Raw genomic sequence first — 22379 nt, forward strand, 5'->3', positions numbered from 1 at the left:
AATAGTGGTACATGAAAAAAACACCTCCTGAATTCGCATACTAAGTATGCAAATTCATTGGAGGTGTTTTTCGTTTGAAGACAAGAGTTCATTACCCAGAAGAAGTAAAGTGGAAAGTGATTGAAATGAAAAAGGATGGATATTCCAATTGGACAATTATGGAGAAGCTTGGAATTAAAAATGTTTCCCAAATTAAGACGTGGATGAAGTGGTATCGTACCGATCAAACGTACCGTTTTCAACAACCTGTAGGAAAACAATATTCTTATGGAAAAGGACCAAAAGAGCTCAGTGAATTAGAACAGCTACGTTTAGAAAATAAACATCTAAAAACAAAATTACTTGTATGGGGAAAGTATCTGGAAATCGAAAGGGGCTGAAACCAGAAACTGTAGTTACTTTATGGAGAAATGTACAAACAAAAATAACGGTAAAAGACTTGTGTAACGTATTAGAATTACCCCGTTCTACATTTTATCGTTGGTTACAACGAACGGAAGATCTGAAAGATGATATAGAAGAAAAAGTAAAGGACGTCTGTCTTAGGCATAAATTCCGGTATGGATATCGAAGAGTGACCGCTACTCTTCGAAAAATGGGACTGTGTGTCAATCATAAAAAAGTATTACGAATCATGAGACAAAATCATATTCTTTCAAAAGTGCGTCGAAAGAAAAAGAAATATATCAATGGTGCGGAACCAATGGTAGCCCCTCATCGATTGGAGCGCCAATTCGATGCATCCAAACCAAATGAAAAGTGGTTTACGGATGTGACGTATCTCTTATTTGGAGAGCGTACCTTGTATTTATCAACGATCATGGATGCCTTTAATCGTGAAATTATTAGTTGTGTCATCAGCGAATCACAAACACTGACATTAGCGATGAAAACATTGAAACAAGCAATGAGAGGGCGAAAAGTAAAAGATGTCCTTCTTCACTCGGATCAAGGAAGTATTTATACAGCAAAAGAATTTCAAGCGTATGCCAAAGAAAACGGCATGATCACCAGCATGTCCCGGAGAGGAAATTGCCATGATAATGCCGTCATGGAAAGCTTCTTTGGTCATTTAAAAAGTGAAGCTTTCTATTCACAAAAGATAACAAAAGTATCCAACACAACTGTGCGAAAGATTGTGCTAGAATACATTCATTACTACAATTGTGTGCGAATTCAAGAAAAATTAAACCACCTATCCCCTAAAGAATTTAGGGAACAAGTGGTTTAGGTGTTTTGATTGGTGTCCCGTTTTCGGGGTTCACTTCATAAAGAGCGAGGTGTTTTTGAAATCACTTAATTTCTTATCCTGCCATTTTATTAATACTATCCTCTGGTGAAAACACGGAAATATGATCTACATTACCAGTCGATTTTGGAATGACAAATTTTAACTCATACTGGTTATTTACTTTGTATACATATATTTTGTCTCCACCATTCCCTTTAACTGAAGATGGTTTTCCTAACACTTTTTCAATTTCTTGTAATGTAATCGATTTTAGTTCTGCATGATATGAGCGTACATCAAAAACTTGTGACCCTTTATTAAATCCAAAAACAACATTTTTATTTGTAAAAGTTGCGTACATTCCGTTCCCTGCTTGTTCGGTTTTATTCGCTTTCCCCCATGCTTTTTCTATTTCTTCAATATCCCCTGTATGGGCTCCAAATGGTACATTAGGTACTTTTCCTTCTTTTGCTAATTCAAACAAATCTTTAACGTGGTTAATTGATTTTTGATTAAATGTTCTATTTTTCGAATCTGGCTCAGTTGATGGTTTTGTTGTTTTTTCATTACTTGGTTTTGTTTCAAGATTTTTCTGTTCTTCTGAAGAATTACTTTGTTTATTTTTATTATTTTCCAAAGTTGGATTTGTTTCGTTTTTTTCGTCTGTCTCTTTACATGCGGCTAGCGCAAACATACATGTAAACACCAAAAATAACATAACTATTTTTAAATATATTTTCATCATTTTTACCCCCTATTGCATCTTATTTATTTCGTTAACCAACCCATTACACTACTTTTCAAATTATGTTTGTTCCAAAAAGTCAGTACTTCACTCTCTCAAAAAGCTTGTACAAAATATATTACAAAAGCTGTTTCTAAAAAGTAACCAAGTCTGTTATATCCGAAGTAACTACCTCCTGATAAACGAAACCATTTTCATCTCCTTATTTAACCCTTCTCTTCTCAATGACAATATCCTCTATCTATCACTTAAAACATGTTGTCACAACAGCTCCTTCAAACAGAAAAAAAACCAGTAGGAAGTGATTACTCTTTTCCTACTGGTTGAAATGAAATTAAATGGTAAATCTTAGCTTCTTAAAAAGTGTAGCGATAGTGTTTTTTACAGTTTCAAAATTATAAACAAACGTGTTATCTCCACTTAATGATGAAATACATGTTAAACCTGCAGCTTTAATAAAAGCTTTTACATCTACAAGCATAGAATTAGCCTCCATGAATTTAATTACAATCATTATAACAGGTGTTTTACGATGCTAACATGAAAGTAATAAATAAATTTCTATTATGAATTTATCCTGCTATTTGCCGGGCAGTAAAATCTCCACCTCAAAATTCAGCGGAAGCAAAGAAGTTAGATGGGCAGGGCTGCCCGTAAAAGCCTGATTGGTTCAACTAATAATACACCAATTCAATGTCATATAAAAAAGCTGCCCCAAAAGGACAGCTTCAAATATGTATATTATACTTCGATTGATTTACCATCTTCAACAATATGATAAAGTAAGTGCGCTAAATGATGAATTGGACCGTATTCTTCCTCTTCCTCATCTGTTTCGCCTTGGAATTCAAGATCGTTTAAGTATAGCGCTAAAAATTGATAATATAGTTTTAAATCAAATCCGTAGCACGCAGTTGGTTCTTCATGATCCCCTTCATATTGTAACATTAAGTATTGATCATTTCCTTCTGCATCTTCTGCATCAAAGAATACGAAGAAGCCAACGTTTGTATCTAAATCAAATAAATGACGAGTACCTTTTTCAGTTGCTTTATTGAAGTCCTCTTCACTTAATTTATGTACTGTTGTCGCTTTTGCATTATCTTCTTGATGGAAATTTACTGTAAATGATTTCAATGCTGACACCTCCTGATTGTATAATACTAGCATAACATATAAAAAGGACTGCTTACAAATGTAAACAGTCCTGCTACATTCATTTCCGCATTGCTCGTAGTAAAAAACTCACAATGAAAATCAAAATAACCGCACCAATTAAAGCAGGAATGATTGCAAATCCGCCTATTACAGGACCGAAACTACCAAGTAATTTCGTACCAATCCAAGAACCGATAATACCAGCAATAATATTACCAATTACACCACCTGGTACATCCCTTCCAGTAATTAAGCTTGCAAACCATCCTAATAAACCACCAACGATTAAAGACCAAATCATATAATAACCTCCTTTATATTTAACCAATCAAAATATAATTAGAAACAATTGCTTACCATTAGTTATGTGACATTTTTCATAAGTTATTCATGCTGCTCAACTATAAGACTTTTGAGAATAATACAGACTGATAAACCATTTTTCGGACTAACGATTTATCCGACTTATTATTAACACATTAAGGACAATCTGGCTTCAATATTGTTCGCATAAACTCTTCTTTAAAAGCAGGATAGTTAAAACCAACAGCAATTCTTTGAATCGGCCGACCATCAAACCTTGTTGGTTCAGCTATTTTTCTAAAGTCAGCTACACTTTGGCCCCTAGTCACATCATTTGTCGTACTAATCCACACTGCCGATTTTTTATATTCAAAAATACTATCATTTATAAACGAGACAAACGGTAGTAAATCGTGTATAGGGCTTCCACCAATACCCGGATATTCTTTTTTATAGAAGTTCTCATAATAAAAATCAATCATTGGTTTAATGAGTTTCGCCTGTCCAGTTCCTTGTTTATCTATTATATTGGCCATTTCAGGCGTAATAAGCGCGCCCTGTGTTACATTTAACGGGTATATACTAGCGTTTTTCGCATATTTCATAACAATATTTGCTGCAATTGGATCACCATAAAAATTCGCTTCAGATACTGGTGTAACATTACCTGGAAATAGGAAAGCACCGCCCATTATATAATACGAACAAATACGATCCATTATATTGGGATACAATAAAAATAACGTAGCAAGCGTCGTTAGTCTTCCTGTCGCCACAATTATAATATCTTCTGGACAAGGTTCGATTAATTTGATTAATTCACAAAAATTTTCTCGTTTACAAATTCTCATCTCAGGTGGATTAATAGGACCTAAACCGTGATCCCCATGGATTTCAGGGAAAAACAAAGGTTCTTCAGCTGTCATCGGCCTACTCGCACCTTCAATAATTTTTACATGTGTAGCATAGTACCTTTCTAAAAAATAAACATTTTCCGTAACGATTTCTCGTGATACATTCCCGTACTCTGCAACAATACCTAGAATATCTAATTTACATGTTTTATTTGCATAAATTAACGCTACGGCGTCATCAATACCAAAGTCTCCAAAAAAGATGATTTTCTTATTAACTATTCTCACCCCTCTTCAGCATAATCTACTATTATTATTATGTGAAAAAGACAAGGCGGTGAAACAGCGCAAACTAAAAAAGCCGCCTATTTATTGGCGACTTCAATCTTTTTATAAGACAAATATGCTAGTACATTTTTACTCGAATCGTATTTCGGGTTATTTCCTTTTCTCGGCTCTCTCATATGTGTCTTTTCAAATCCAGGAATGTCCGGCATTTTCCCCATAAATTCAAGCATTTCTTCCTCAGTACCTTCAATGCGTACACGAATCATTATAACTATTCCTCAATTCTCAGTTTCTCTGTACTAAGTATATCGTACTTCAGAAAGACTGCAACACATTTATCTTTTTAATGTTGTACTTTTTTTACATATAAACATAGCCATTTCAGTATAGAATGAATCTACTTTATTATTTTTAAATTGAATATTAAAATATCCCTTCATTTCGTTTGGTGCTTTCATCATACATTCTGTTAATTTTTCGCGCTTTTGTACAGGGACATTCATCATATTACACCACCAGTCAAAATCAAACTTCTTATCAAAAGTAAGACATGACTGCATTTGCAAACCGTTTTTTTCTAATAAAGTAAGCCATTCTGTCTTTTTTAGAGCTCGTTCATGACTTGGGTCCCGCTTTTTTTCTATAAAATTATAAAATGTATCATATTCATTATTTTCTGGCGAAACATTATCTATTAAGATGAATAATCCATTATCCTCCAACGTACGATTTACTTCAAAAATAAATTGAGCCGGATTCGTAAAATGATGGGCTGCAATCCGGCATGTAATTGTATCAAAAAAATGGTCTGCAAATGGTAAATCCTCTGCGTTTCCTACTACAAAAGACACATTTCCATGACCATTCTGCTTTATAAAACCTTTTGCTTCTTCTAACATCTGTTCTGTTAAATCAAGTGCAACTACTTCTTCAAACATAGGTGCTAACATATTCGCAACATGTCCGCCACCAGTAGCAACATCAAGAAGACGATTATTATGGCGAGACGCAACTTGTTGAACTACATATTGTAAGTCCTGTCCTTTAGCATGTATTTTACTATTCACATACTTATCTGCATTACTGCCAAACTGTTTTTTCACAAGCTCTTCCTTACTCATTTTATCATCTTCTTTCTATTGTTATTTACATATACGATTCATATAATTATTACAATTCTCTTCATGTATTTTCAAATCCTCTTTTCATCTCACTTCTTATCAAGTTTACCTATAATCAAAATAATATAATTTTACGTTTTACTATTAAACAAAAAAGGCTACGGGAACTTGTCCCCTAACCTGACTAAATATTTACTACATTTTTATTTCTTCGTATATATCTATATAATATAAATCCTCTTTCAACTTCATAATAACATCTACTTCGTTATAAGTAGCCTCACGAGCATGTAAACCAAATTGATCCATACCAATCCATATCCACCCAGGTGTATGATATAAAACATCTAAGTTAAAATAATCTAATTTAGTAAGCTCCGATGTAATAAATTTATCTTTATTAGCGATTTGTTTATCTAGTAAACCATATTCTTTACCATTTTCAAATAGCGATATAACTTTCCCTACAATCGGATGTTCACGAACAATAAAATGATATTCCTTTTCCTCTACATTTGCCACAATCAAACGAGAAACAGATAAATCAGCCCCCGAATTCGACATATTTGTTTATTCACCTCCTTATATAGGTTTCTTCAATATAATAACAAATGAATATTCAAATTAAGTTAATATAATGTAAAAAATAAAAAGCTGACTTCCCTTTAGAAATCAGCCTTTACAATTTGATCAACTTTATACTTTTACAAATTATTATAATGTTTCTTTTTCCTCATCATTTCCGGAAACTAAACTTCCTATAGCATCCGCTGTTACTTCTACTACAAATTCACAAATACCTGCTACAACTTCTCCAATTACTTCATCCATCTTTTTACCCCCTTATTTTATGCAACTTATTTGTAGTATAGAAGAAATTGGTGAATGTAAACTATCGAAAAAGGTGACATAAACCTTACAAAATTGTAAGCTCTTTCATCCCTTTACTTACTTCCTTTGAAACTCCAAGTATTTTTAGCAGACATATAGGCCATCATAATATGAAGAAAGTAATAATCTAGTGTCAGGAGGCGTTTAATATATATTATGTAAAATTAATTAAAGGTCAATCTTTCTACGCTTTTGACCATCGTTTCTTAGTGTCTGAAGAAGAAGAGGTTTCTGAGAGAATTTATAATTACTTACGACGTAATGAATTTTTTGAAGTACGTAAAGAAGAATATTCTGCTTAATTACAAAAAGCATTAAGAAAAATATCATCTTATTATGATATATTCTTGATGCTTTTATGTAAATTGCTTCTTTTCAACAATTGTTGTGGACTCTATTATAATATTCTAGTATTTGTCCAAGATAATTCATCCCTATTTCCGCATTTCAGTATATGAAGATGTTGTTAATATTACTCATATCATTGATTATTAAGCTACTCAACCTATAAGTAAAACTGATGCAACAACTTTTGCAATCCCCTCTTCTCCAAACAAAGTAATTCTAGCAAATTTGAAATTGAGAATTTCAAGTAGAGATTCACGTAATAATCGAGTAGAATTAATAACTACAGTTGGTGTAGAAGGTATAACTGAGATTTCACAAGTTTTATTCCGAATTTTCCTTGATAACATTGAAATTTTCAATACACAAGTAGGTATTGAATCAACAAATTCTGAACAATTTTACGTACAAACATTCCAAGCTACAGACCAAAACATTAGCAGTGGAACACACGAATATTCATTAACTGTAGAAAACCTTATTAGTAGTGCAAGTGCAGAAGTTGCTGGTCCTTTATCTTTTAGCGCTTTAGCTATTGGACAAGAGCGTAAATATTGCTAATTGAAATTAATGTTTAATTTTGTACTTTGGAAAAGCAAGACGTAGTTATACGTTCTTGCTTTTTTATATTTATCCTTACTTTCTATTAGCTTTAATCATGAATTTTTTACGTTTTGCTTCATTTATTTCATCAATTAATACATCAAATTTTTTACAAATCAAAAAGATTGAAATCCAATTATGAAACACGTAATATAGACTCTGACTCTAAAAAAGTTCGTATAAAAATACTACATAAATAAGGAGGTTTTATATACGAGTTTTTTCATTTTAAAAGACGGAGAGGTTTTATGTTATGTGGCGTAATAAAAATGTTTGGATTGTTTTAATTGGGGAGTTTATTGCAGGTCTAGGATTATGGCTTGGTATTCTTGGCAACCTTGAGTTTATGCAAAAATATGTCCCTTCTGATTTCATGAAATCAGTTATATTATTTATCGGACTATTAGCCGGTGTTCTAGTTGGCCCTATGGCCGGTCGTGTCATCGATCAGTATGAAAAGAAAAAAGTTCTTCTTTACGCTGGATTTGGTCGAGTTTTAAGTGTTATTTTCATGTTTTTCGCTATTCAATTTGAAAGTATCGCATTTATGATTGCATTTATGGTTGCTCTTCAAATTTCAGCAGCATTTTATTTCCCTGCATTACAATCTGTAATTCCACTCATCGTACGTGAGAATGAGTTATTACAAATGAACGGTGTACATATGAATGTTGGTACAATCGCTCGTATTGCAGGTACTTCACTAGGTGGAATTCTTTTAGTTGTAATGAGTTTACAGTATATGTACGCCTTTTCAATGGCAGCATACGCCTTATTATTCCTCTCGACGTTCTTCCTACAATTCGAAGACAAGAAATCAACAACACCAAGTAAACAAGCTGCAAAAGACAATAGCTTTATGGAAGTATTTCGTATTTTAAAAGGAATTCCTATTGCTTTTACAGCACTTATATTAAGTATCATCCCTCTATTATTTATAGCAGGGTTTAATTTAATGGTTATTAACATTAGCGAAATGCAACATGATCCTACGATTAAAGGGTTCATATATACAATTGAAGGTGTCGCATTTATGTTAGGTGCCTTCGTAATTAAACGTCTATCTGATCATTTCAAACCCGAAAAATTACTATATTTCTTCGCAATTTGTACTGCTTTTGCACACCTGTCATTGTTCTTTAGCGATATAAAATGGATGGCTCTTACATCATTTGGTTTGTTTGGGTTTAGTGTTGGCTGCTTCTTCCCTATTATGTCGACAATTTTCCAAACGAAAGTGGAAAAAAGTTATCACGGTCGCCTCTTCTCATTCCGTAATATGTTTGAGAGGGTTATGTTCCAAATCGTCTTACTTGGCACAGGGTTCTTCTTAGATACAATTGGGTTACAATATATGGTTCTCATCTTCGGAGTCGTTTCATTATTGATTATTTCTATTTCCCTTTCTAAGCAGAAACATTATGAAAAACAGCATTCACAATCTGCGAATTTATAAAATAAACAAAGAAGTATGGATATAATATTGAATCCATACTTCTTTGTTCTATAATACGCCTATTTATTACGTTTATTGAAATTACCTAAAGGAGTATCCCCCTTTTATTTCGAATAGATTATAAAGAGTACTCTTTATAAAAGGAGTGGTAAAATGTCTGATGGCATTGAAGTATTTATTGTCCTGCTCTTTGCAATTGCTCTGTTTAGCATCCTAAACTTTTTAGCCATTTCCTTATCTGGACATAGTTTTAAAAAAAGAATCGTGGCAGGTTTCATATTTTTACTACTGACTCCCATTGTCTTTTTGACTATCGCAACATTTGCTTCTATATTCGATAAAGCAGGATTTGGCGCAGGTACGTTAGCCTTTATGATCGCAAGCGTATATATATTAAATGGAATAGTGCTTCTGCTTTCCTCTTTATTTATCCTCAAAAAAGATATAACATAGGCTATGGTACTAGCATGAATCTGACTTTACACTTGATTCATGCTTATTTAATTTCTCCTAAATTTTTATATGAAATTAAATAATTCTTTAAAAAAATTTAAACTTTATTTATTATAATATCCCTATCGTATTCGCACGTTTATTCAAATTTAAAAGAAAGGAGCACAAAATGAAAAAGGTTCTACTTACAATTCCTATACTAATCATCCTACTTAGTGGATGCAGCAATAACGATATATACGGTTCTTGGGAAGTCGTTGACAATAAAAATGGTGAATGCCCTGTATATTATAAATTTGAAACAGTTGTCAAAAAAGAAAATAAAGAGGAAATTGTGCAAAATTTAGTAGAAATGCAAACCACAAAGAATAAAGACGATTTATATAAAGGCTCATTTGTCAAAAATTCTAATGTATATCACATTGATTATGGTAATTCATTTACATCAGAGCAAACTTTAAAAGTTGCCGACGGTACATTAAATGTATACTTTTTGACAGCTGAAAAATTATGCACGTATAAAAAGAAATGATTACATTTCAGAGGAAACGCAGAAAATATTTTCTGCGTTATTTCACTTTAGAAATCTTCCACAAATACTTAATAAAAACTATAAAATAACTTAAGTTATATAAAATGAATCCTATAATAGACATTTCAATTAACACGTCTACGCTATTTACATCGATACTTTTCAAAATAGGCTAATACTTCCTCTAAATTTGTCAATCGTTTTAATTTTCATAAAAAAATGATAAAATATAAACATGTGTTTTCAGAATAATTAAAAACGCAGAATGAAAGCACTGTTTTAGGAGGGGTTTTGATGACTTACACGTTAGCAACTAGAATGAAAGCATTCCAATCTTCTATATTTAGTGAATTAGGAGCCTATAAAAAAGAAAAAATTGCAGCAGGTCATAACATGATTGATTTGAGCATCGGAAATCCTGATATGCCGCCCGCTGATTTTGTAAGAGAAACAATGGTACATACAGCGAGTGAGAAAGAGAGCTACGGGTATACATTATCAGGTATTCAAGAATTTCACGAAGCTGTAACTGAATATTACAACAACACTCATAACGTTTTATTAAATGCGGATAAAGAAGTTTTATTATTAATGGGTTCACAAGACGGGCTCGTTCATTTACCTATGGTTTATGCAAATCCAGGTGATATTATATTAGTTCCTGATCCAGGATATACAGCCTATGAAACAGGTATTCAAATGGCTGGTGCAACATCTTACTACATGCCTTTAAAGAAAGAGAATGATTTCTTACCAGACTTAGGGGTCATCCCTGAAGAAATTGCCGCTCAAGCGAAGATGATGATTTTAAACTTCCCAGGGAATCCCGTTCCAGCAATGGCTCATGAAGATTTCTTTAAAGAAGTAATCGCATTCGCGAAAAAGCATAATATTATCGTTGTCCATGATTTTGCTTATGCTGAATTTTATTTCGATGGTAATAAGCCAATTAGCTTCCTCTCTGTACATGGTGCTAAAGAAGTTGGTGTAGAAATCAATTCTTTGTCAAAAAGTTATAGTTTAGCAGGTAGCCGTATTGGATATATGATTGGAAACGAAGAAATTGTTCGTGCACTTACTCAATTTAAATCTAATACCGACTACGGTGTATTTTTACCAATTCAAAAAGCGGCATCTGCAGCACTAAGAAATGGCGCGGCATTTTGTGAGAAAAACCGCGATATTTATCAAGAACGGAGAGATACTTTAGTCGATGGATTCCGAACATTTGGTTGGAATGTCGATAAGCCAGCCGGTAGTATGTTTGTCTGGGCTGAAATTCCACAAGGATGGACTTCTCTAGACTTCGCTTATGCATTAATGGATCGTGCGAATGTCGTTGTTACACCTGGTCATGCATTTGGACCTCACGGAGAAGGCTTCGTACGTATTGCACTCGTTCAAGATAAAGAAGTGTTGCAACAAGTTGTTGAAAACATTAGAAATAGCGGCATTTTCGTCCTTGAAAAAGTAAATGAATTAGTTAAAAATTAGTTCCCACTCCCCTGCTTAACTTTAGCAGGGGTATTATTAATTGGAGGTACTTTCATATGCATATTAAAGACACACTTCCCCATCGTTATCCATTTTTAATGATTGATAAAGTAATAAATGTAAAACAAGATGAATTCGTTACAGGATATAAACTCATTACAAATAACGAATGGTTTATAAACGATAGTCACAAACATATGCCTCATATGTTAATTGTAGAAGCACTTGCTCAGCTTAGTGCATTTGTACATACAAGTGATTCTGAAGGACTAGGATTTCTCTCCTCTTTAGATGGAGTTGAATTCCACGGAAAAGCATATCCCGGTGATAAACTTGATTTACATTATGAGCTAACGCGCAATCGTCGAGGTTTTATTCTTGGTAAAGGTATTGCAACTGTAAACGACCAGCCTATTGTAACTATAGAAAAACTATTAATATATCAAGCAGATTAAAGTGTTCCTTATATCAGTTGGAAATATCTATTCTCAACCAATTAAATAAATAAGAAAATATATTACGTAGTTAGGAGCAGGGAAATGGAACGTACTATCGGTATCGATGCTGGAGGCACATTAACGAAAATAGCTTATTTTAACGAAAAAAAGCTATTAACTTTTGAAAAATTTTATTCGCATGAACAACATAAAATAATAGATTGGATTAAAAACAACAATGGCATAAAACAAATATGTATTACGGGTGGTAAATCGAAACTATTACAGCATCTGCTTACAGGTTCATATAAAATAATAGAGCTAAACGAATTTGAAGCTACTCTTGCAGGTGTCCAATACATATTAAAAGAAGAAAAACATGCTATACGCAATTTTATTTTAACCAATATCGGTACAGGTACTTCTATCCATTACGTTTATAATGAACAATATATTCGCGCTGGTGGAACCGGAGTTGGCGGTGGGACTATTATGGGACTTTCAAAATTGTTAACAAATATAGATCATTTTGAAGATGTAATCCCTCTAACAAAAGTAGGCTCTAGAAAAGAACTAGATATTACGGTTGGAGATATTTATGGTGGTATTCTTTCCCCTATCGATAATAACTTAACTGCTAGTAACTTCGGAAAAGCAGCCATTACAGAATCAAATAATAGTAGCTCCGATATACTAGCTACTGTACAAGGACTTGTCGGTGAAGTCGTTACTGCATTAAGCCTTCAATTCGCTGAAACAAAAAACATTGAACATATTATTTATATTGGTTCGACTTTATGTAATAACGTACAACTTCAACATATTATTAGTAGCTACACCGAATATCAAAATAAAACACCAATCTTTTTACAAGATGGTGGTAATAGCGGTGCAATTGGTGCATTACTTCATGCTACGAAATAAAAAGCTGACTTTTGTCAGCTTTTTAGAAATGGTACTTCAAATTCAATAATTGATTCCCCGTTCTCTCCAATTCGCTCCACGCTTATTCTATCAATTACACAATTTAACTTCCCATGAAAACTAGGAATCTCCTTCACTACTTCAGCAGCTAATTCGACACTTTCTTTTCTTCCGACTGTTACATGTGGGATGTACGGAATGTCTTCTTTCAAAAATTGTAATAAAGGTCCTGTATATAGAATATTATGTAGTTCCTCTATTTGTTCTTTCCCCTTTTCAACTCGTAAAAACAAATATTCTCTTTCACTTGTAATTTGATTCTTAAATTCAATTTCTATATTCTGTATCAGTTTTGATACATTTATAATATGTAATTTCAGCTCATCATTTGAAATCGAACTTTCAAATGGGAATACAATTGTAATATGCGGTGGAATTAATCCAAATAAAGGATCATGTTTTTGCCTAATGTCCTCGATTTCGCTAATGAACATGTTGTTTAGAAAAAGTAAAATTGTACGCATTTTTATCCCCTCAACTTTTCCTCATTATAATATGTATCATATTCTATGACAGCCTGCCCTTCAACAACTTGTTTTGCTTACCTGTAAAAATAAAAAAACTTCTCAAATGAGAGGTTTTCATATAGCATGATTATTATTTTCCAGCCAAACTTTCCTAAACTTTATATAACAGGCAATTCTCCAAGGAAAAATATACGATACTGCAACAACATAAAATAATAAACCTATTGTTTGCTGATCTAAGTCAACAATATATTTTCTTGAACCGTATCTCAAAACGACAAGTGCAATAAAAGTAATTAAAAAAGCTGCACTTTTTTTCGTATAAATATTCCCATCATCTCTTCGTTCATAATTTGTTAATACTATAAGCGGCACAGCAAAAAGTACACCAATGAATACCGCTATAATTACTTGCAATATAGCTGGATGTACGGGACCTAAAAACCATACAATACCTGGTGTTAAAAATAGTAATGGCCATAAAATACGTTTTCCCGATCCCTTTATTGGCTTATGCATGGAGCGATAACGACGCCAAAATATTAGTAGTGCAATGCATAAAAAGACCGTTATTAATGAAGAAGTATCTCCCATTTACTCTTCCTTCTCCCCTAAAATAATTGTATTTAAATTGTATCTTCAAACGAAACCTTACAAATAAATAGAGCGCTAATTACAATATATATGCAAATAAGAACTATCGAAACTAATATGAAATTAGGTATTTCTAGTAACATTTTACTATTAATAAACACCAACTCTTTTATACCTATCCCTGCATACATTGTACTCGCCAATCCGAATAAAACTATTATACTAAAGGCGAATCCGAACCAATTAAATCTTTTCTGAACAATAGTTGTTGATTGGAATAAACAAGCTAATGTACTATAAAATATGAATTGTACAAAGAATTGTTCAATTGCAGATGCTCCTAAATTTACATGTTCTGTTTTATAAAATGTATCCTGTAAAAACAAAGCTTGAAGACATGAAAACAATGCTGATTGCAATAAATTAAAACATATTGAACCAATCAAAAATTGCAACCTAGTGACACCAAACGAGACGACTGTAGGAAAAATATCAAGTTGAATAAGAAACACGCTTATCACAATAAACATTACGATTACAATTGATGAATTATTAAAGATATCGTGTAAAAATGCTACCTTTATTCCCTTTAAATCAGTTGCAGTCATTGTCCCTTTTATAAGTAATGCCACAGTCCAAAAGATAAGAATGGCTTTATACTGATATTTTATATGTAACTTCAACTGCTTCATTAACATCGTCATTTTATTTCACCACCAGTTATATAAATAAATAGTTTTTGTAATGTAATTCTATCAATTGATAATCCTTCTTTTTCAAGAGAGTAATAATCTTCATTAGAAAGTTCTTCCCATATAACAGAAATCCCCTTATTTCCATAAACTTCTCGATTTATAACTTTTTTATTAATTGAAAACTCACCTACTTTATCTTTTTTCCCTGAAATAATATGACCTTGTCGTAATAAATCTTCCACTGATGATTGGACAACAAGTGCACCTTCTTTTATGATAATTACATCTTCGATAACATGGGTTACTTCTTCTACTAAATGAGTTGATAATATAATTGTTCTTGGATGCTCACCATAATCTTCTAATAGTAAACTATAAAACAACTCTCGATGTGCTGCGTCTAAACCGGTAGTCGGTTCATCAAAAATTGTAATCGGCGCCCTACTTGCTAATCCTTGAATAATTCCTACTACAGTTTGCATTCCATGTGATAATTTATGGTATTTGTCTTTCAAATTAAGTTGAAATCTCCTAGCAAGTTCTTCAGCAAACTCTTGATCCCAGTTTTTATAAAACATGTTACATAAATTAAAAATATCTTTTACTTTATCATTTAAATATGCAGCTTCTTTAACTCTAACAAAACAAATATTTTGCATTGCTTTACTATTTTCAAATACATTTTCACCAAATATTGATACACTTCCACTACTTGAAGTAATTTGACCTGCAAGTAAATTTAATAAAGTCGTTTTCCCTGCTCCGTTCCTTCCAAGCAAACCATATATTTTATTCTCTTCCAATGAAATCGTTACTTCATTTACAGCTATTTTCTTTTTATACTTTTTCGTTACATCTTTCGTTTCAAGTGCAATCATCCCTCTTTCCCCTCCTTCGTAATCTTTTGAATCATATCCATCAATTCATCTTTTGATATTTCTAGTACTTTCGCCTCTTCCCACACTTTAGGTAAATATTCAGTCATAAAAGTATTTTGTCTTTTTTTTAGTACAACTTCTTTTGCTCCTTTTGCAACAAACATCCCGATCCCTCTCTTTTTATATAAAATCCCCTCATCCACTAATACATTCACCCCTTTAGCTGCCGTAGCCGGATTTATTTGTAACATCTTCGCAAATTGATTTGTCGATGGAACTTGTTCTTCTTCAAGCAATATGTCTTTTAAAATATCAGATTCAATCGTTTCTGCAATTTGTATGTATATTAATTTATTTTGTTCTAGAGTCGGCTTCACATTTTCACCACCTTAGGTTCATAGGTTCATTACTTATGTAATTAACCATATCACATAGAATTATTTTTTTCCATTAATTTCTTTTACAAAAATAGAGAGTCATTCAATTAAGAATGACTCTCTTTCTAAAAATTCGAAGTTTAAACTCTTGTTCTCAAATTTTTTCATTTATACCATTTTGACAAAAATTAAACTGTTGTCCCTCAATACATTTTGTACGATCTACTACTTGCCCTAAATGATAGCTTGTATGCTCAACTAAATGTAATAGACTTTGAAGATCAATATGCCTTTTTTCTTCCCAGACCTGTATATATGCTTTTCCCCACTCATCAAATATTTCTTCAACAGTTTTTAACAAAGCTTCAGAGCTTATTTGTTTCACTGGAAAATATTCTTCAATTCCATTTTCAAAAACTATATTTGGATCCTTATAACGCCTTGTATTTCTCTGTAAATGTTCACAAATATGTAGTACGATTCCACCAATTGAATTAACAGAGGTCTCTTGTTTCCACAAATCTTCTTCACTAACGAGCCTAATTGCCTGTACTAATTTAGGTAAATAATGATCCTGCATTCTATGATAAGAAATTTTGTATACTAACTCCATCTTCTCCCCTCCATTATTTCAACTGGCTTACTGGATATTTAGCAAATAAAGATTTCCGAAAATCTTTATCTTCCACAAGCATTTTAATTTTTTCTTCATTGCCGTTAAAGAACTTTATAACTTTATTTTTATCCCATATATCTTTTTCTTTTGGAAAATCATCGAATTCCCTATGCAAAATTGATAACATTTCTTCCCTCGTTATCTTAAAGTTTTTATTTTCTATTTGAAACTCATAAGCTTTTGCGTTTGGTACTAAAATTACTAGATAGGTAGCATTAAAGAGAAAATTCTTCTTCATCGTATCTTTCTCATCAAACCAATACGTCTCAATCATTTCTTCTGTAAGAGCTCCACTCTCTTTTGCACCATAGTTCACTTTTATATTTTCATTTTCTAAACTTATACTTTGAACTGTTCCACCACCGGATAAATGATTAATAATTGCAACCACATCTGAATTATTACCAACGTATGTCCCAGTATATTTCTTAAAATCATCTGACCTAACATCATATATATCTTTTATTCTTTCTCCGTTAGAACAAGCCGTAATGAATAAAAAAATTGTTAGCATAACGATTATGTTATGATGCATATATTTCATTTAGCATCCCCCATTTTTATCGATATTTCGTTAATTACAATATTTACTTTCAAATCCCTTTTTAAATATACGCATTTTAATCAAAATTAAAAATTTTCATTTTTTATGTTTACAATTATCCATTAATTGTATATACTTACTAACGTAAGAAAAAAATTCTAAAAGGAGGTCGAAGGAAATGATGAAATTACAATTACATGCATTAACTTTAGCGTTAACTGCACCTGTGTTTTCTGGACAATTAAATATGAATTCGACCACCCTAATGGAGAATTGAAAATCGTACTTTATTTCATTTAATTCATAAATTCGCCACAGGAGGTCGTATACTTTCCTGTGGCTTTTTCACGCCCCGCCATAGGAGAACTGTATCTTCCTGTGGTTTTTTTGCGCGGTTTTTTAGTCTCTTACATTATTTTTCTAAGAAAGGAGCAACATTCAATGACTATTAGCGTATTGTTTTTAAGTATTACGATTCAAAGAAATACAATTTCCAAAGATGAAATTCTTCATAATGAGCAAATTGAAAAAGCTATGAATGATGTTAAGGAGCGCCAAGCACTTTACTGTGATCACCTGTAATTCCTTTTCGAAAGGAGGAATTCATTTATGACTTTTCATATTTTCTTTTTTACGACTGTGCTTCAAAAAAATACTTTATCTGAAACTGAAATCATTCGTAAACAACAGTTAAAACAACTGACTGATAAAATAACTGACATTAAAAGTTCATACTACACTCAAATGTATTAAAAATATATTTTAAAGGGGTAATATATTCATGAAATTTAAAGCATTCTTTTTAACAATCACCATTCAAAAACGTAAGCTTTCACAGAAAGAGATTTTACGTGAGCAACACATCCAAAACATTATGGACGAAGTAAAAGAGCGCCAATCTTCTTATTACACTCGTCTTTTCTAAATCACTTATAAAGGGGTAATTATCCAATGAAATTTAAAGTATTCTTTTTAACCATTACCATTCAAAAAAATAAATTTTCTGAGTCTGAAATGCTTCATGAACGACAAATTAATCAGGCTATGGATTCTGTAAAAGAAAGACAAAGTCATTACTGTAGTCATCTGTAATTCCAATTCGAAAGGAGGAATTCACATATGAAGTTTCACCTTTTCTTTTTAACGATTACGATTCAAAAAGAAACAATATCTCAAAATGAATTAAAACAAGAAAGACAATATAAACAAGTTATTAATGAAATTCGAGATCGTAGAAGCAAATACTACACTCACCTTTAATCGTTTAACTATATAGAATTGAAAGGAGTCGATTTTGATGTTGATAGCGCGCTGTAAGGAAATGATTTGGATAGTTCAGAGGGATTCCACATAGTTTTATAGAGCTTATATCACACAAGTTCATCACTGAATTTGATGTATAAAAAATATATAATAAAATCAAATCAACCCACTTTTAATTATTTTTTATAAACAAAAGATACACCACTTAAAAAGCGGTGTATCTTTCTCAGGTTTTACTAATTCCGATTACTTCTCTTCGTCTTAAACAATCTCACTAAGTTCGAAACAACTGTTTTTGTTACTGCATAAACTGGTACTGCTAAAATCATTCCGATGATTCCAGCAAAGTTACCTACCCCTAAAATTAGGATAATAATTGTTAATGGGTGGATGTTTAATTTCGAGCTCATAATACGTGGTGAAATAATATTACTTTCAAACTGTTGTACAATTGTTACAATAATAATTACGTACAATGCTTGCATCGGAGATACGAACAGTCCTACAATAACAGCTGGTGCTGCCCCAATAAATGGCCCTAAGTTAGGAATGATGTTTGTAAATGCTGCAATAATTCCTAAAACGAAAGCGTACGGTAAATCGATAATTAAATAACCGATAAATGTAAACGCACCTACAAATATACAAACGAGCGCTTGTCCTTGAATATATGCAGATAATGTTTCGTTCGTTTCCTTAATGATACGAAGCCCCTCTTCACGGTAAGACTCTGGTAATAAACTTACCGCTTTTCCTGGAAAGGCATGTCCATCTTTAAACATGTAAAATAAAATGAACGGTACAGTAAATACAACTAATGCAACGTTCGTGATAATACCAAATAAAGCCGTTGCACTCGACGTAATTGTATTTGGTATATCTTTTAAGTATTCAATTGCATTTTTTTCAATTGTTTCAATGGAAACGTAGTTTTGTGTAGATAACCATTCAAACAACCTATGATGTGATAATTCTTGTATGTATACTTTTCCCTCTTTTATGTAGCCTGGCATATTTTTTACTAAGTCCATTAGCTGTTGTGAAATCGTAGGAACAACTACTCCAACGCCAACCGCAGTTAATGTTATGATAAAAAGATATAACAGTAATATCGCTAAATTTCTAGGTACTTTTTTATTCTCCAAAAAGATTAATACAGGATTAAATATGAAGTATAAAAAAAGCGCGATTAAGATTGGGAAAAATAATGTTGATATGAAGATACCAATCGGTTGAAATAAAAATGATATTTTTGTGCAAATAAATATGATTCCTACAACCATTAGCACTTCTAATGTCCAAAAGTGCACTTTTGATTTCAAAAAAACGGCCTCCTTTAAACTAGCACTTCTCTTCATTGTACCAAAATAAGTATGAATTTCACATAATATTTTCCTTTACAATATTCCAAAATACCGATAAATACACTACAATGAGATTACATACAAATTTGCAGGTAAAGGTGATAAAAATGACACAATGCATCATTTGCAGAAAAGATACGAAAGAACTTAGTGAACAATATGTCATTCCAGAAATATTATGTGGATATTATTTCACAAACTCAATTTGTGATACTTGTCATGAACAAATGACAACAAATATTGATCGTCCTTTAATTAGGCATAAATTGAGTCAATTTAAGATTGAACAAATGAAAAGACAAATTGATTCCCCACTCTATACAAATGAGCACGGTGAGGAACTTGCGGCTGCTGAGACTGATGTTGTCGAAGTAAGCGACGAGATTCTTTATTCTAATGCATTAATTATGAAACTATGTAAAAAGCACGATATTTCCTTACATAATGAAATTTGGAAAGAGGAACGTGTAACGAAAGTAGCGAGTTCTATTCAACGTGAATTACTATTAGATAACCGTAAATATAAAATGAGTGTATTAAAAATGGCTTATACATTCGCTGTACAAGCAGTTGACGGCTACTTTGAAGATCAAGATGCAATTGATATTTCTACCATTCTCTCCAATGCAGATTTCGTGGAACTAAAAGAAAAAAGCATTGTACGTGATTTAAGCAAAAGTTCTTTATGGAATACGCTAAATACAAGTAGTGAAAATCATTACTTTATTTTACTTAGCGATAAAGACGGCCTGTTTTGCTTCATTCGTTTGTTTGACATCTTTGATGTTGTCGTTCATTTATCAGAAAAAAGATTTGACCTTCCATCGCCGATTGTCGGTGTAAATAATGTGAATACGCAGAAATTTTATGTCCAAAGTTTAAAACAGTATATGGATGGGCTGTTTAAAGAAAAAGCACCTACTATATAACAGAAACCAGAACATACGGTCTCCTTTCTTGATGAAAAGACACTGTGTTATAATGAGTATGAAAAGAACAATACAATCACATAAACCAATTATAAATTGTATATAAATAAAAAAGACTAGTGTGCGGCTACACACTAGTCCACGTAACTTAGCAGATTGGATTGTTCATTTATCCTATTTGTTTCTTACAAACAAAACAACCCACATTCTATAAGCATAGGTGGGTTGTTATTTTTTGAGCTTGTCTATTAAAACGACGACGAACGTTAACAATGCAACGAGAAACAGTCCACCTTGCAGTAGCAACGCTATTTCACTCACGTATTATCACCCCCCTCCTACTCGGAGAAGTGATAATTGAACAACCAACCGCACCTTAAGTTACCCTTTAATTTTACCATATTTTCTAATAATTTACGATGAAAACCCGCAAGCGAATAACTTGCGGGTTTTTTATCCCGTATTAACAGGCAGTAAACAAAATAAAGCAATAAATAGGTGAAACTTTATTTCTCACTATTTTTTTAATGCATATGCATCAGCAATCATTTCACCAACCATTTTATTTTCTTCTTTCTTCTCGTTTTTCAATAATGGGAATAACAATTCTGCCACTTCATACGCTTCTTCTAAATGCGGATATCCTGATAAAACAAACGTATCAATTCCTAACGATTCATATTCTTTTATCCTTTCTGCTACTGTATGTGGATTGCCTACAAGTGCAGTACCTGCCCCACCTCTTACAAGTCCGATTCCAGCCCATAAATTAGGGCTTATCTCTAACGACTCTCTCGTACCTTTATTTAAATGTGTCATCCTCTTTTGACCAACCGAATCATATCTTGCAAATGTCTTTTGAGCAAGCTCAATTGTTTCATTATCCACATATTGAATTAAACGTTCTGCCTCTTCCCACGCTTCTTCTTCTGTTTCTCTTACAATTACGTGTAATCTAATGCCAAATCGTACTGTACGCCCCTTCTCTTCTGCAAGTTTTCTTACTTCTTCTATTTTCTCTTTCACTTGCTCTGGTGGCTCTCCCCACGTTAAATATACATCACTATGTTCAGCTGCTACTTCTTTTCCAGCAGCTGATGATCCTCCGAAATATATAGGAGGATATGGTGTTTGAACTGGCGGGAATACAACTTTACTATCTGTAACTTGAATATGTTTTCCTTCTAAAGAGATCGTTTCACCTTGCAATGTCGATTTCCAAACTTTTAAAAATTCATCCGCTGCTTCATATCTTTCATCATGCTCCAGATATAATCCATCTCCTTGTAGTTCAACTGGATCTCCTCCAGCTACTACATTAATAAGTAGTCTCCCATCTGAAATTCTATCAAATGTAGATGCCATCCTCGCTGCAACTGTAGGTGACATTAGTCCTGGTCTCACTGCTACTAAAAATTTTAGTTTTTCTGTTTCAGCAGCAAGAGCTGAAGCTAACACCCAAGGGTCTTCACATCCTTGACCAGTTGGAAGTAAAACACCCGTATATCCTAAATAATCAGCTGCTGCAGCAACTTGCTTATAATAACCATATTCAGCTGCTCTTCCTCGTTTTGTCGTCCCTAAATATCGACCATCTCCATAAGCCGGAATAAACCATAATAATTCCATACCTTTACACACCCCTTATTTATTTTGAAACGTATACTAACAAATTCTATATAAATTACCCCTAATAA

General features: G+C 32.6%; 32 protein-coding genes and 2 pseudogenes. 15 read left to right on the plus strand and 19 right to left on the minus strand.

The window, feature by feature from the left end; translation table 11 throughout:
* The first annotated feature begins 74 nt into the window (after positions 1-74).
* A protein-coding gene (locus tag ACYFX0_RS23715; protein ID WP_097826534.1) for an IS3-like element ISBt2 family transposase occupies positions 75-1231 on the plus strand; the annotation gives its coding sequence in 2 pieces (ribosomal slippage) (positions 75-327 and positions 327-1231; 1158 coding nt in all).
* Positions 1232-1304: 73 nt separating this feature from the next.
* Here ACYFX0_RS23715 and ACYFX0_RS23720 read toward each other — a convergent pair.
* From ACYFX0_RS23720 to ACYFX0_RS23760, 9 genes and pseudogenes are all read right to left on the minus strand, one after another.
* Positions 1305-1976 carry a YjgB family protein gene (locus ACYFX0_RS23720; protein ID WP_106081980.1) on the minus strand — a complete coding sequence of 224 codons (672 nt, stop codon included), beginning with the start codon at positions 1974-1976 and terminating at the stop codon, positions 1305-1307.
* A 23-nt stretch (positions 1977-1999) separates the two neighbouring features.
* Positions 2000-2170 (minus strand): annotated as a pseudogene (locus ACYFX0_RS23725) (aminopeptidase); the annotation flags it as partial.
* A gap of 140 nt (positions 2171-2310) precedes the next feature.
* Positions 2311-2457: a hypothetical protein gene (locus ACYFX0_RS23730; RefSeq protein WP_000959552.1), complete on the minus strand. Its 147-nt coding sequence runs from the start codon at positions 2455-2457 to the stop codon at positions 2311-2313.
* 260 nt (positions 2458-2717) lie between these two features.
* Positions 2718-3113 (minus strand): hypothetical protein, encoded by a 396-nt coding sequence (locus ACYFX0_RS23735; protein ID WP_000834883.1) that lies wholly within the window; start codon positions 3111-3113, stop codon positions 2718-2720.
* 79 nt (positions 3114-3192) lie between these two features.
* Positions 3193-3435, minus strand: a complete 243-nt coding sequence (locus tag ACYFX0_RS23740) for a GlsB/YeaQ/YmgE family stress response membrane protein (protein WP_000638310.1) — start codon at positions 3433-3435, stop codon at positions 3193-3195.
* A 178-nt stretch (positions 3436-3613) separates the two neighbouring features.
* Positions 3614-4579: a nucleoside hydrolase gene (locus ACYFX0_RS23745; protein ID WP_001223689.1), complete on the minus strand. Its 966-nt coding sequence runs from the start codon at positions 4577-4579 to the stop codon at positions 3614-3616.
* A 77-nt stretch (positions 4580-4656) separates the two neighbouring features.
* A complete protein-coding gene (locus ACYFX0_RS23750) occupies positions 4657-4845 on the minus strand; it encodes a DUF3970 family protein (RefSeq protein WP_000621885.1) in 189 nt (62 codons plus the stop codon).
* 69 nt (positions 4846-4914) lie between these two features.
* Positions 4915-5700 (minus strand): class I SAM-dependent methyltransferase, encoded by a 786-nt coding sequence (locus ACYFX0_RS23755; RefSeq protein ID WP_000031314.1) that lies wholly within the window; start codon positions 5698-5700, stop codon positions 4915-4917.
* A 195-nt stretch (positions 5701-5895) separates the two neighbouring features.
* Positions 5896-6264 (minus strand): hypothetical protein, encoded by a 369-nt coding sequence (locus tag ACYFX0_RS23760; protein ID WP_000071474.1) that lies wholly within the window; start codon positions 6262-6264, stop codon positions 5896-5898.
* A gap of 476 nt (positions 6265-6740) precedes the next feature.
* Here ACYFX0_RS23760 and ACYFX0_RS23765 point away from each other — a divergent pair, with 476 nt between their 5' ends.
* The 8 genes from ACYFX0_RS23765 (at position 6741) to coaW (ending at position 12835) form a co-directional block, all read left to right on the plus strand.
* A complete protein-coding gene (locus ACYFX0_RS23765; protein ID WP_074789873.1) occupies positions 6741-6893 on the plus strand; it encodes a YqbF domain-containing protein in 153 nt (50 codons plus the stop codon).
* 205 nt (positions 6894-7098) lie between these two features.
* Positions 7099-7497 (plus strand): exosporium protein ExsC, encoded by a 399-nt coding sequence (gene exsC / locus ACYFX0_RS23770; RefSeq protein WP_460271987.1) that lies wholly within the window; start codon positions 7099-7101, stop codon positions 7495-7497.
* 295 nt (positions 7498-7792) lie between these two features.
* Entirely contained in the window at positions 7793-8995 is a 1203-nt protein-coding gene (locus ACYFX0_RS23775; protein WP_000269263.1) for an MFS transporter, read from the plus strand.
* Positions 8996-9148: 153 nt separating this feature from the next.
* Positions 9149-9448 (plus strand): hypothetical protein, encoded by a 300-nt coding sequence (locus tag ACYFX0_RS23780; protein ID WP_001279466.1) that lies wholly within the window; start codon positions 9149-9151, stop codon positions 9446-9448.
* Between the two features lie 169 nt (positions 9449-9617).
* Complete coding sequence (locus ACYFX0_RS23785) at positions 9618-9980, plus strand: hypothetical protein (protein ID WP_000757024.1); 363 nt, start codon at positions 9618-9620, stop codon at positions 9978-9980.
* Positions 9981-10274: 294 nt separating this feature from the next.
* On the plus strand, positions 10275-11474 hold the full coding sequence (locus tag ACYFX0_RS23790; RefSeq protein ID WP_136804163.1) for an LL-diaminopimelate aminotransferase: 1200 nt from the start codon (positions 10275-10277) through the stop codon (positions 11472-11474).
* A gap of 56 nt (positions 11475-11530) precedes the next feature.
* Positions 11531-11929: a 3-hydroxyacyl-ACP dehydratase FabZ family protein gene (locus tag ACYFX0_RS23795; RefSeq protein WP_000547638.1), complete on the plus strand. Its 399-nt coding sequence runs from the start codon at positions 11531-11533 to the stop codon at positions 11927-11929.
* Between the two features lie 84 nt (positions 11930-12013).
* Positions 12014-12835, plus strand: coding sequence for a type II pantothenate kinase (gene coaW, locus ACYFX0_RS23800; RefSeq protein WP_042598075.1), 822 nt, complete (start codon positions 12014-12016; stop codon positions 12833-12835).
* A gap of 14 nt (positions 12836-12849) precedes the next feature.
* On the opposite strand, the gene ACYFX0_RS23805 is transcribed toward coaW, so the two are convergent.
* From ACYFX0_RS23805 to ACYFX0_RS23835, 7 genes and pseudogenes are all read right to left on the minus strand, one after another.
* Positions 12850-13359, minus strand: a complete 510-nt coding sequence (locus ACYFX0_RS23805) for a 2'-5' RNA ligase family protein (protein WP_042598073.1) — start codon at positions 13357-13359, stop codon at positions 12850-12852.
* A gap of 117 nt (positions 13360-13476) precedes the next feature.
* Positions 13477-13956, minus strand: coding sequence for a CcdC family protein (locus ACYFX0_RS23810; protein WP_106081978.1), 480 nt, complete (start codon positions 13954-13956; stop codon positions 13477-13479).
* A gap of 32 nt (positions 13957-13988) precedes the next feature.
* Positions 13989-14660 carry a DUF4052 family protein gene (locus tag ACYFX0_RS23815; RefSeq protein ID WP_460271974.1) on the minus strand — a complete coding sequence of 224 codons (672 nt, stop codon included), beginning with the start codon at positions 14658-14660 and terminating at the stop codon, positions 13989-13991.
* Positions 14657-15529: an ABC transporter ATP-binding protein gene (locus ACYFX0_RS23820; protein WP_042598067.1), complete on the minus strand. Its 873-nt coding sequence runs from the start codon at positions 15527-15529 to the stop codon at positions 14657-14659. Before ACYFX0_RS23820 ends, ACYFX0_RS23815 begins: the two co-directional genes overlap by 4 nt.
* Entirely contained in the window at positions 15526-15906 is a 381-nt protein-coding gene (locus ACYFX0_RS23825; RefSeq protein WP_000805185.1) for a GntR family transcriptional regulator, read from the minus strand. Before ACYFX0_RS23825 ends, ACYFX0_RS23820 begins: the two co-directional genes overlap by 4 nt.
* A 140-nt stretch (positions 15907-16046) precedes the next feature.
* A pseudogene (locus tag ACYFX0_RS23830) lies at positions 16047-16519 on the minus strand (DinB family protein).
* Between the two features lie 13 nt (positions 16520-16532).
* Entirely contained in the window at positions 16533-17126 is a 594-nt protein-coding gene (locus ACYFX0_RS23835) for a DUF4825 domain-containing protein (protein WP_000876530.1), read from the minus strand.
* A gap of 441 nt (positions 17127-17567) precedes the next feature.
* Here ACYFX0_RS23835 and ACYFX0_RS23840 point away from each other — a divergent pair, with 441 nt between their 5' ends.
* From ACYFX0_RS23840 to ACYFX0_RS23860, 5 genes are read left to right on the plus strand one after another with little or no spacing between them, the layout of a single operon-like run.
* Positions 17568-17708, plus strand: a complete 141-nt coding sequence (locus ACYFX0_RS23840; protein WP_000156193.1) for a YrzI family small protein — start codon at positions 17568-17570, stop codon at positions 17706-17708.
* 27 nt (positions 17709-17735) lie between these two features.
* Positions 17736-17879 (plus strand): YrzI family small protein, encoded by a 144-nt coding sequence (locus ACYFX0_RS23845; protein WP_000142727.1) that lies wholly within the window; start codon positions 17736-17738, stop codon positions 17877-17879.
* A gap of 28 nt (positions 17880-17907) precedes the next feature.
* Entirely contained in the window at positions 17908-18051 is a 144-nt protein-coding gene (locus tag ACYFX0_RS23850; protein ID WP_000668963.1) for a YrzI family small protein, read from the plus strand.
* A gap of 26 nt (positions 18052-18077) precedes the next feature.
* Positions 18078-18218, plus strand: coding sequence for a YrzI family small protein (locus ACYFX0_RS23855; RefSeq protein ID WP_000669805.1), 141 nt, complete (start codon positions 18078-18080; stop codon positions 18216-18218).
* A gap of 27 nt (positions 18219-18245) precedes the next feature.
* Complete coding sequence (locus ACYFX0_RS23860) at positions 18246-18386, plus strand: YrzI family small protein (RefSeq protein ID WP_000668498.1); 141 nt, start codon at positions 18246-18248, stop codon at positions 18384-18386.
* Between the two features lie 239 nt (positions 18387-18625).
* Here ACYFX0_RS23860 and ACYFX0_RS23865 read toward each other — a convergent pair whose 3' ends face one another.
* A complete protein-coding gene (locus ACYFX0_RS23865) occupies positions 18626-19711 on the minus strand; it encodes an AI-2E family transporter (RefSeq protein ID WP_000837893.1) in 1086 nt (361 codons plus the stop codon).
* A 149-nt stretch (positions 19712-19860) separates the two neighbouring features.
* On the opposite strand from ACYFX0_RS23865, the gene ACYFX0_RS23870 reads away from it, so the two are divergent.
* Positions 19861-20682, plus strand: coding sequence for an HNH endonuclease (locus ACYFX0_RS23870; protein ID WP_000189714.1), 822 nt, complete (start codon positions 19861-19863; stop codon positions 20680-20682).
* Between the two features lie 228 nt (positions 20683-20910).
* On the opposite strand, the gene ACYFX0_RS23875 is transcribed toward ACYFX0_RS23870, so the two are convergent.
* Both ACYFX0_RS23875 and ssuD read right to left on the minus strand, forming a co-directional pair.
* On the minus strand, positions 20911-21003 hold the full coding sequence (locus ACYFX0_RS23875) for a putative holin-like toxin (RefSeq protein WP_001289320.1): 93 nt from the start codon (positions 21001-21003) through the stop codon (positions 20911-20913).
* A gap of 195 nt (positions 21004-21198) precedes the next feature.
* Positions 21199-22311, minus strand: coding sequence for an FMNH2-dependent alkanesulfonate monooxygenase (gene ssuD / locus ACYFX0_RS23880; protein WP_000422253.1), 1113 nt, complete (start codon positions 22309-22311; stop codon positions 21199-21201).
* Positions 22312-22379 lie beyond the last annotated feature (68 nt).

The organism is Bacillus sp. NEAU-Y102, from assembly GCF_054788175.1.

Coding starts and splice junctions, on each gene's coding strand:
- ACYFX0_RS23855 (WP_000669805.1), top strand. CDS start 18,078: ATGAAATTTAAAGTATTCTTTTTAACCATTACCATTCAAAAAAATAAA.
- ACYFX0_RS23860 (WP_000668498.1), top strand. CDS start 18,246: ATGAAGTTTCACCTTTTCTTTTTAACGATTACGATTCAAAAAGAAACA.
- ACYFX0_RS23820 (WP_042598067.1), bottom strand. CDS start 15,529: ATGATTGCACTTGAAACGAAAGATGTAACGAAAAAGTATAAAAAGAAA.
- ACYFX0_RS23845 (WP_000142727.1), top strand. CDS start 17,736: ATGACTTTTCATATTTTCTTTTTTACGACTGTGCTTCAAAAAAATACT.
- ACYFX0_RS23775 (WP_000269263.1), top strand. CDS start 7,793: ATGTGGCGTAATAAAAATGTTTGGATTGTTTTAATTGGGGAGTTTATT.
- ACYFX0_RS23760 (WP_000071474.1), bottom strand. CDS start 6,264: ATGTCGAATTCGGGGGCTGATTTATCTGTTTCTCGTTTGATTGTGGCA.
- ACYFX0_RS23730 (WP_000959552.1), bottom strand. CDS start 2,457: ATGCTTGTAGATGTAAAAGCTTTTATTAAAGCTGCAGGTTTAACATGT.
- ACYFX0_RS23740 (WP_000638310.1), bottom strand. CDS start 3,435: ATGATTTGGTCTTTAATCGTTGGTGGTTTATTAGGATGGTTTGCAAGC.
- ACYFX0_RS23815 (WP_460271974.1), bottom strand. CDS start 14,660: ATGACGATGTTAATGAAGCAGTTGAAGTTACATATAAAATATCAGTAT.
- ssuD (WP_000422253.1), bottom strand. CDS start 22,311: ATGGAATTATTATGGTTTATTCCGGCTTATGGAGATGGTCGATATTTA.
- ACYFX0_RS23870 (WP_000189714.1), top strand. CDS start 19,861: ATGACACAATGCATCATTTGCAGAAAAGATACGAAAGAACTTAGTGAA.
- ACYFX0_RS23835 (WP_000876530.1), bottom strand. CDS start 17,126: ATGAAATATATGCATCATAACATAATCGTTATGCTAACAATTTTTTTA.
- ACYFX0_RS23790 (WP_136804163.1), top strand. CDS start 10,275: ATGACTTACACGTTAGCAACTAGAATGAAAGCATTCCAATCTTCTATA.
- ACYFX0_RS23795 (WP_000547638.1), top strand. CDS start 11,531: ATGCATATTAAAGACACACTTCCCCATCGTTATCCATTTTTAATGATT.
- ACYFX0_RS23785 (WP_000757024.1), top strand. CDS start 9,618: ATGAAAAAGGTTCTACTTACAATTCCTATACTAATCATCCTACTTAGT.
- coaW (WP_042598075.1), top strand. CDS start 12,014: ATGGAACGTACTATCGGTATCGATGCTGGAGGCACATTAACGAAAATA.
- ACYFX0_RS23720 (WP_106081980.1), bottom strand. CDS start 1,976: ATGATGAAAATATATTTAAAAATAGTTATGTTATTTTTGGTGTTTACA.
- ACYFX0_RS23810 (WP_106081978.1), bottom strand. CDS start 13,956: ATGGGAGATACTTCTTCATTAATAACGGTCTTTTTATGCATTGCACTA.
- ACYFX0_RS23850 (WP_000668963.1), top strand. CDS start 17,908: ATGAAATTTAAAGCATTCTTTTTAACAATCACCATTCAAAAACGTAAG.
- ACYFX0_RS23755 (WP_000031314.1), bottom strand. CDS start 5,700: ATGAGTAAGGAAGAGCTTGTGAAAAAACAGTTTGGCAGTAATGCAGAT.
- ACYFX0_RS23840 (WP_000156193.1), top strand. CDS start 17,568: ATGACTATTAGCGTATTGTTTTTAAGTATTACGATTCAAAGAAATACA.
- ACYFX0_RS23805 (WP_042598073.1), bottom strand. CDS start 13,359: ATGCGTACAATTTTACTTTTTCTAAACAACATGTTCATTAGCGAAATC.
- ACYFX0_RS23750 (WP_000621885.1), bottom strand. CDS start 4,845: ATGATTCGTGTACGCATTGAAGGTACTGAGGAAGAAATGCTTGAATTT.
- ACYFX0_RS23780 (WP_001279466.1), top strand. CDS start 9,149: ATGTCTGATGGCATTGAAGTATTTATTGTCCTGCTCTTTGCAATTGCT.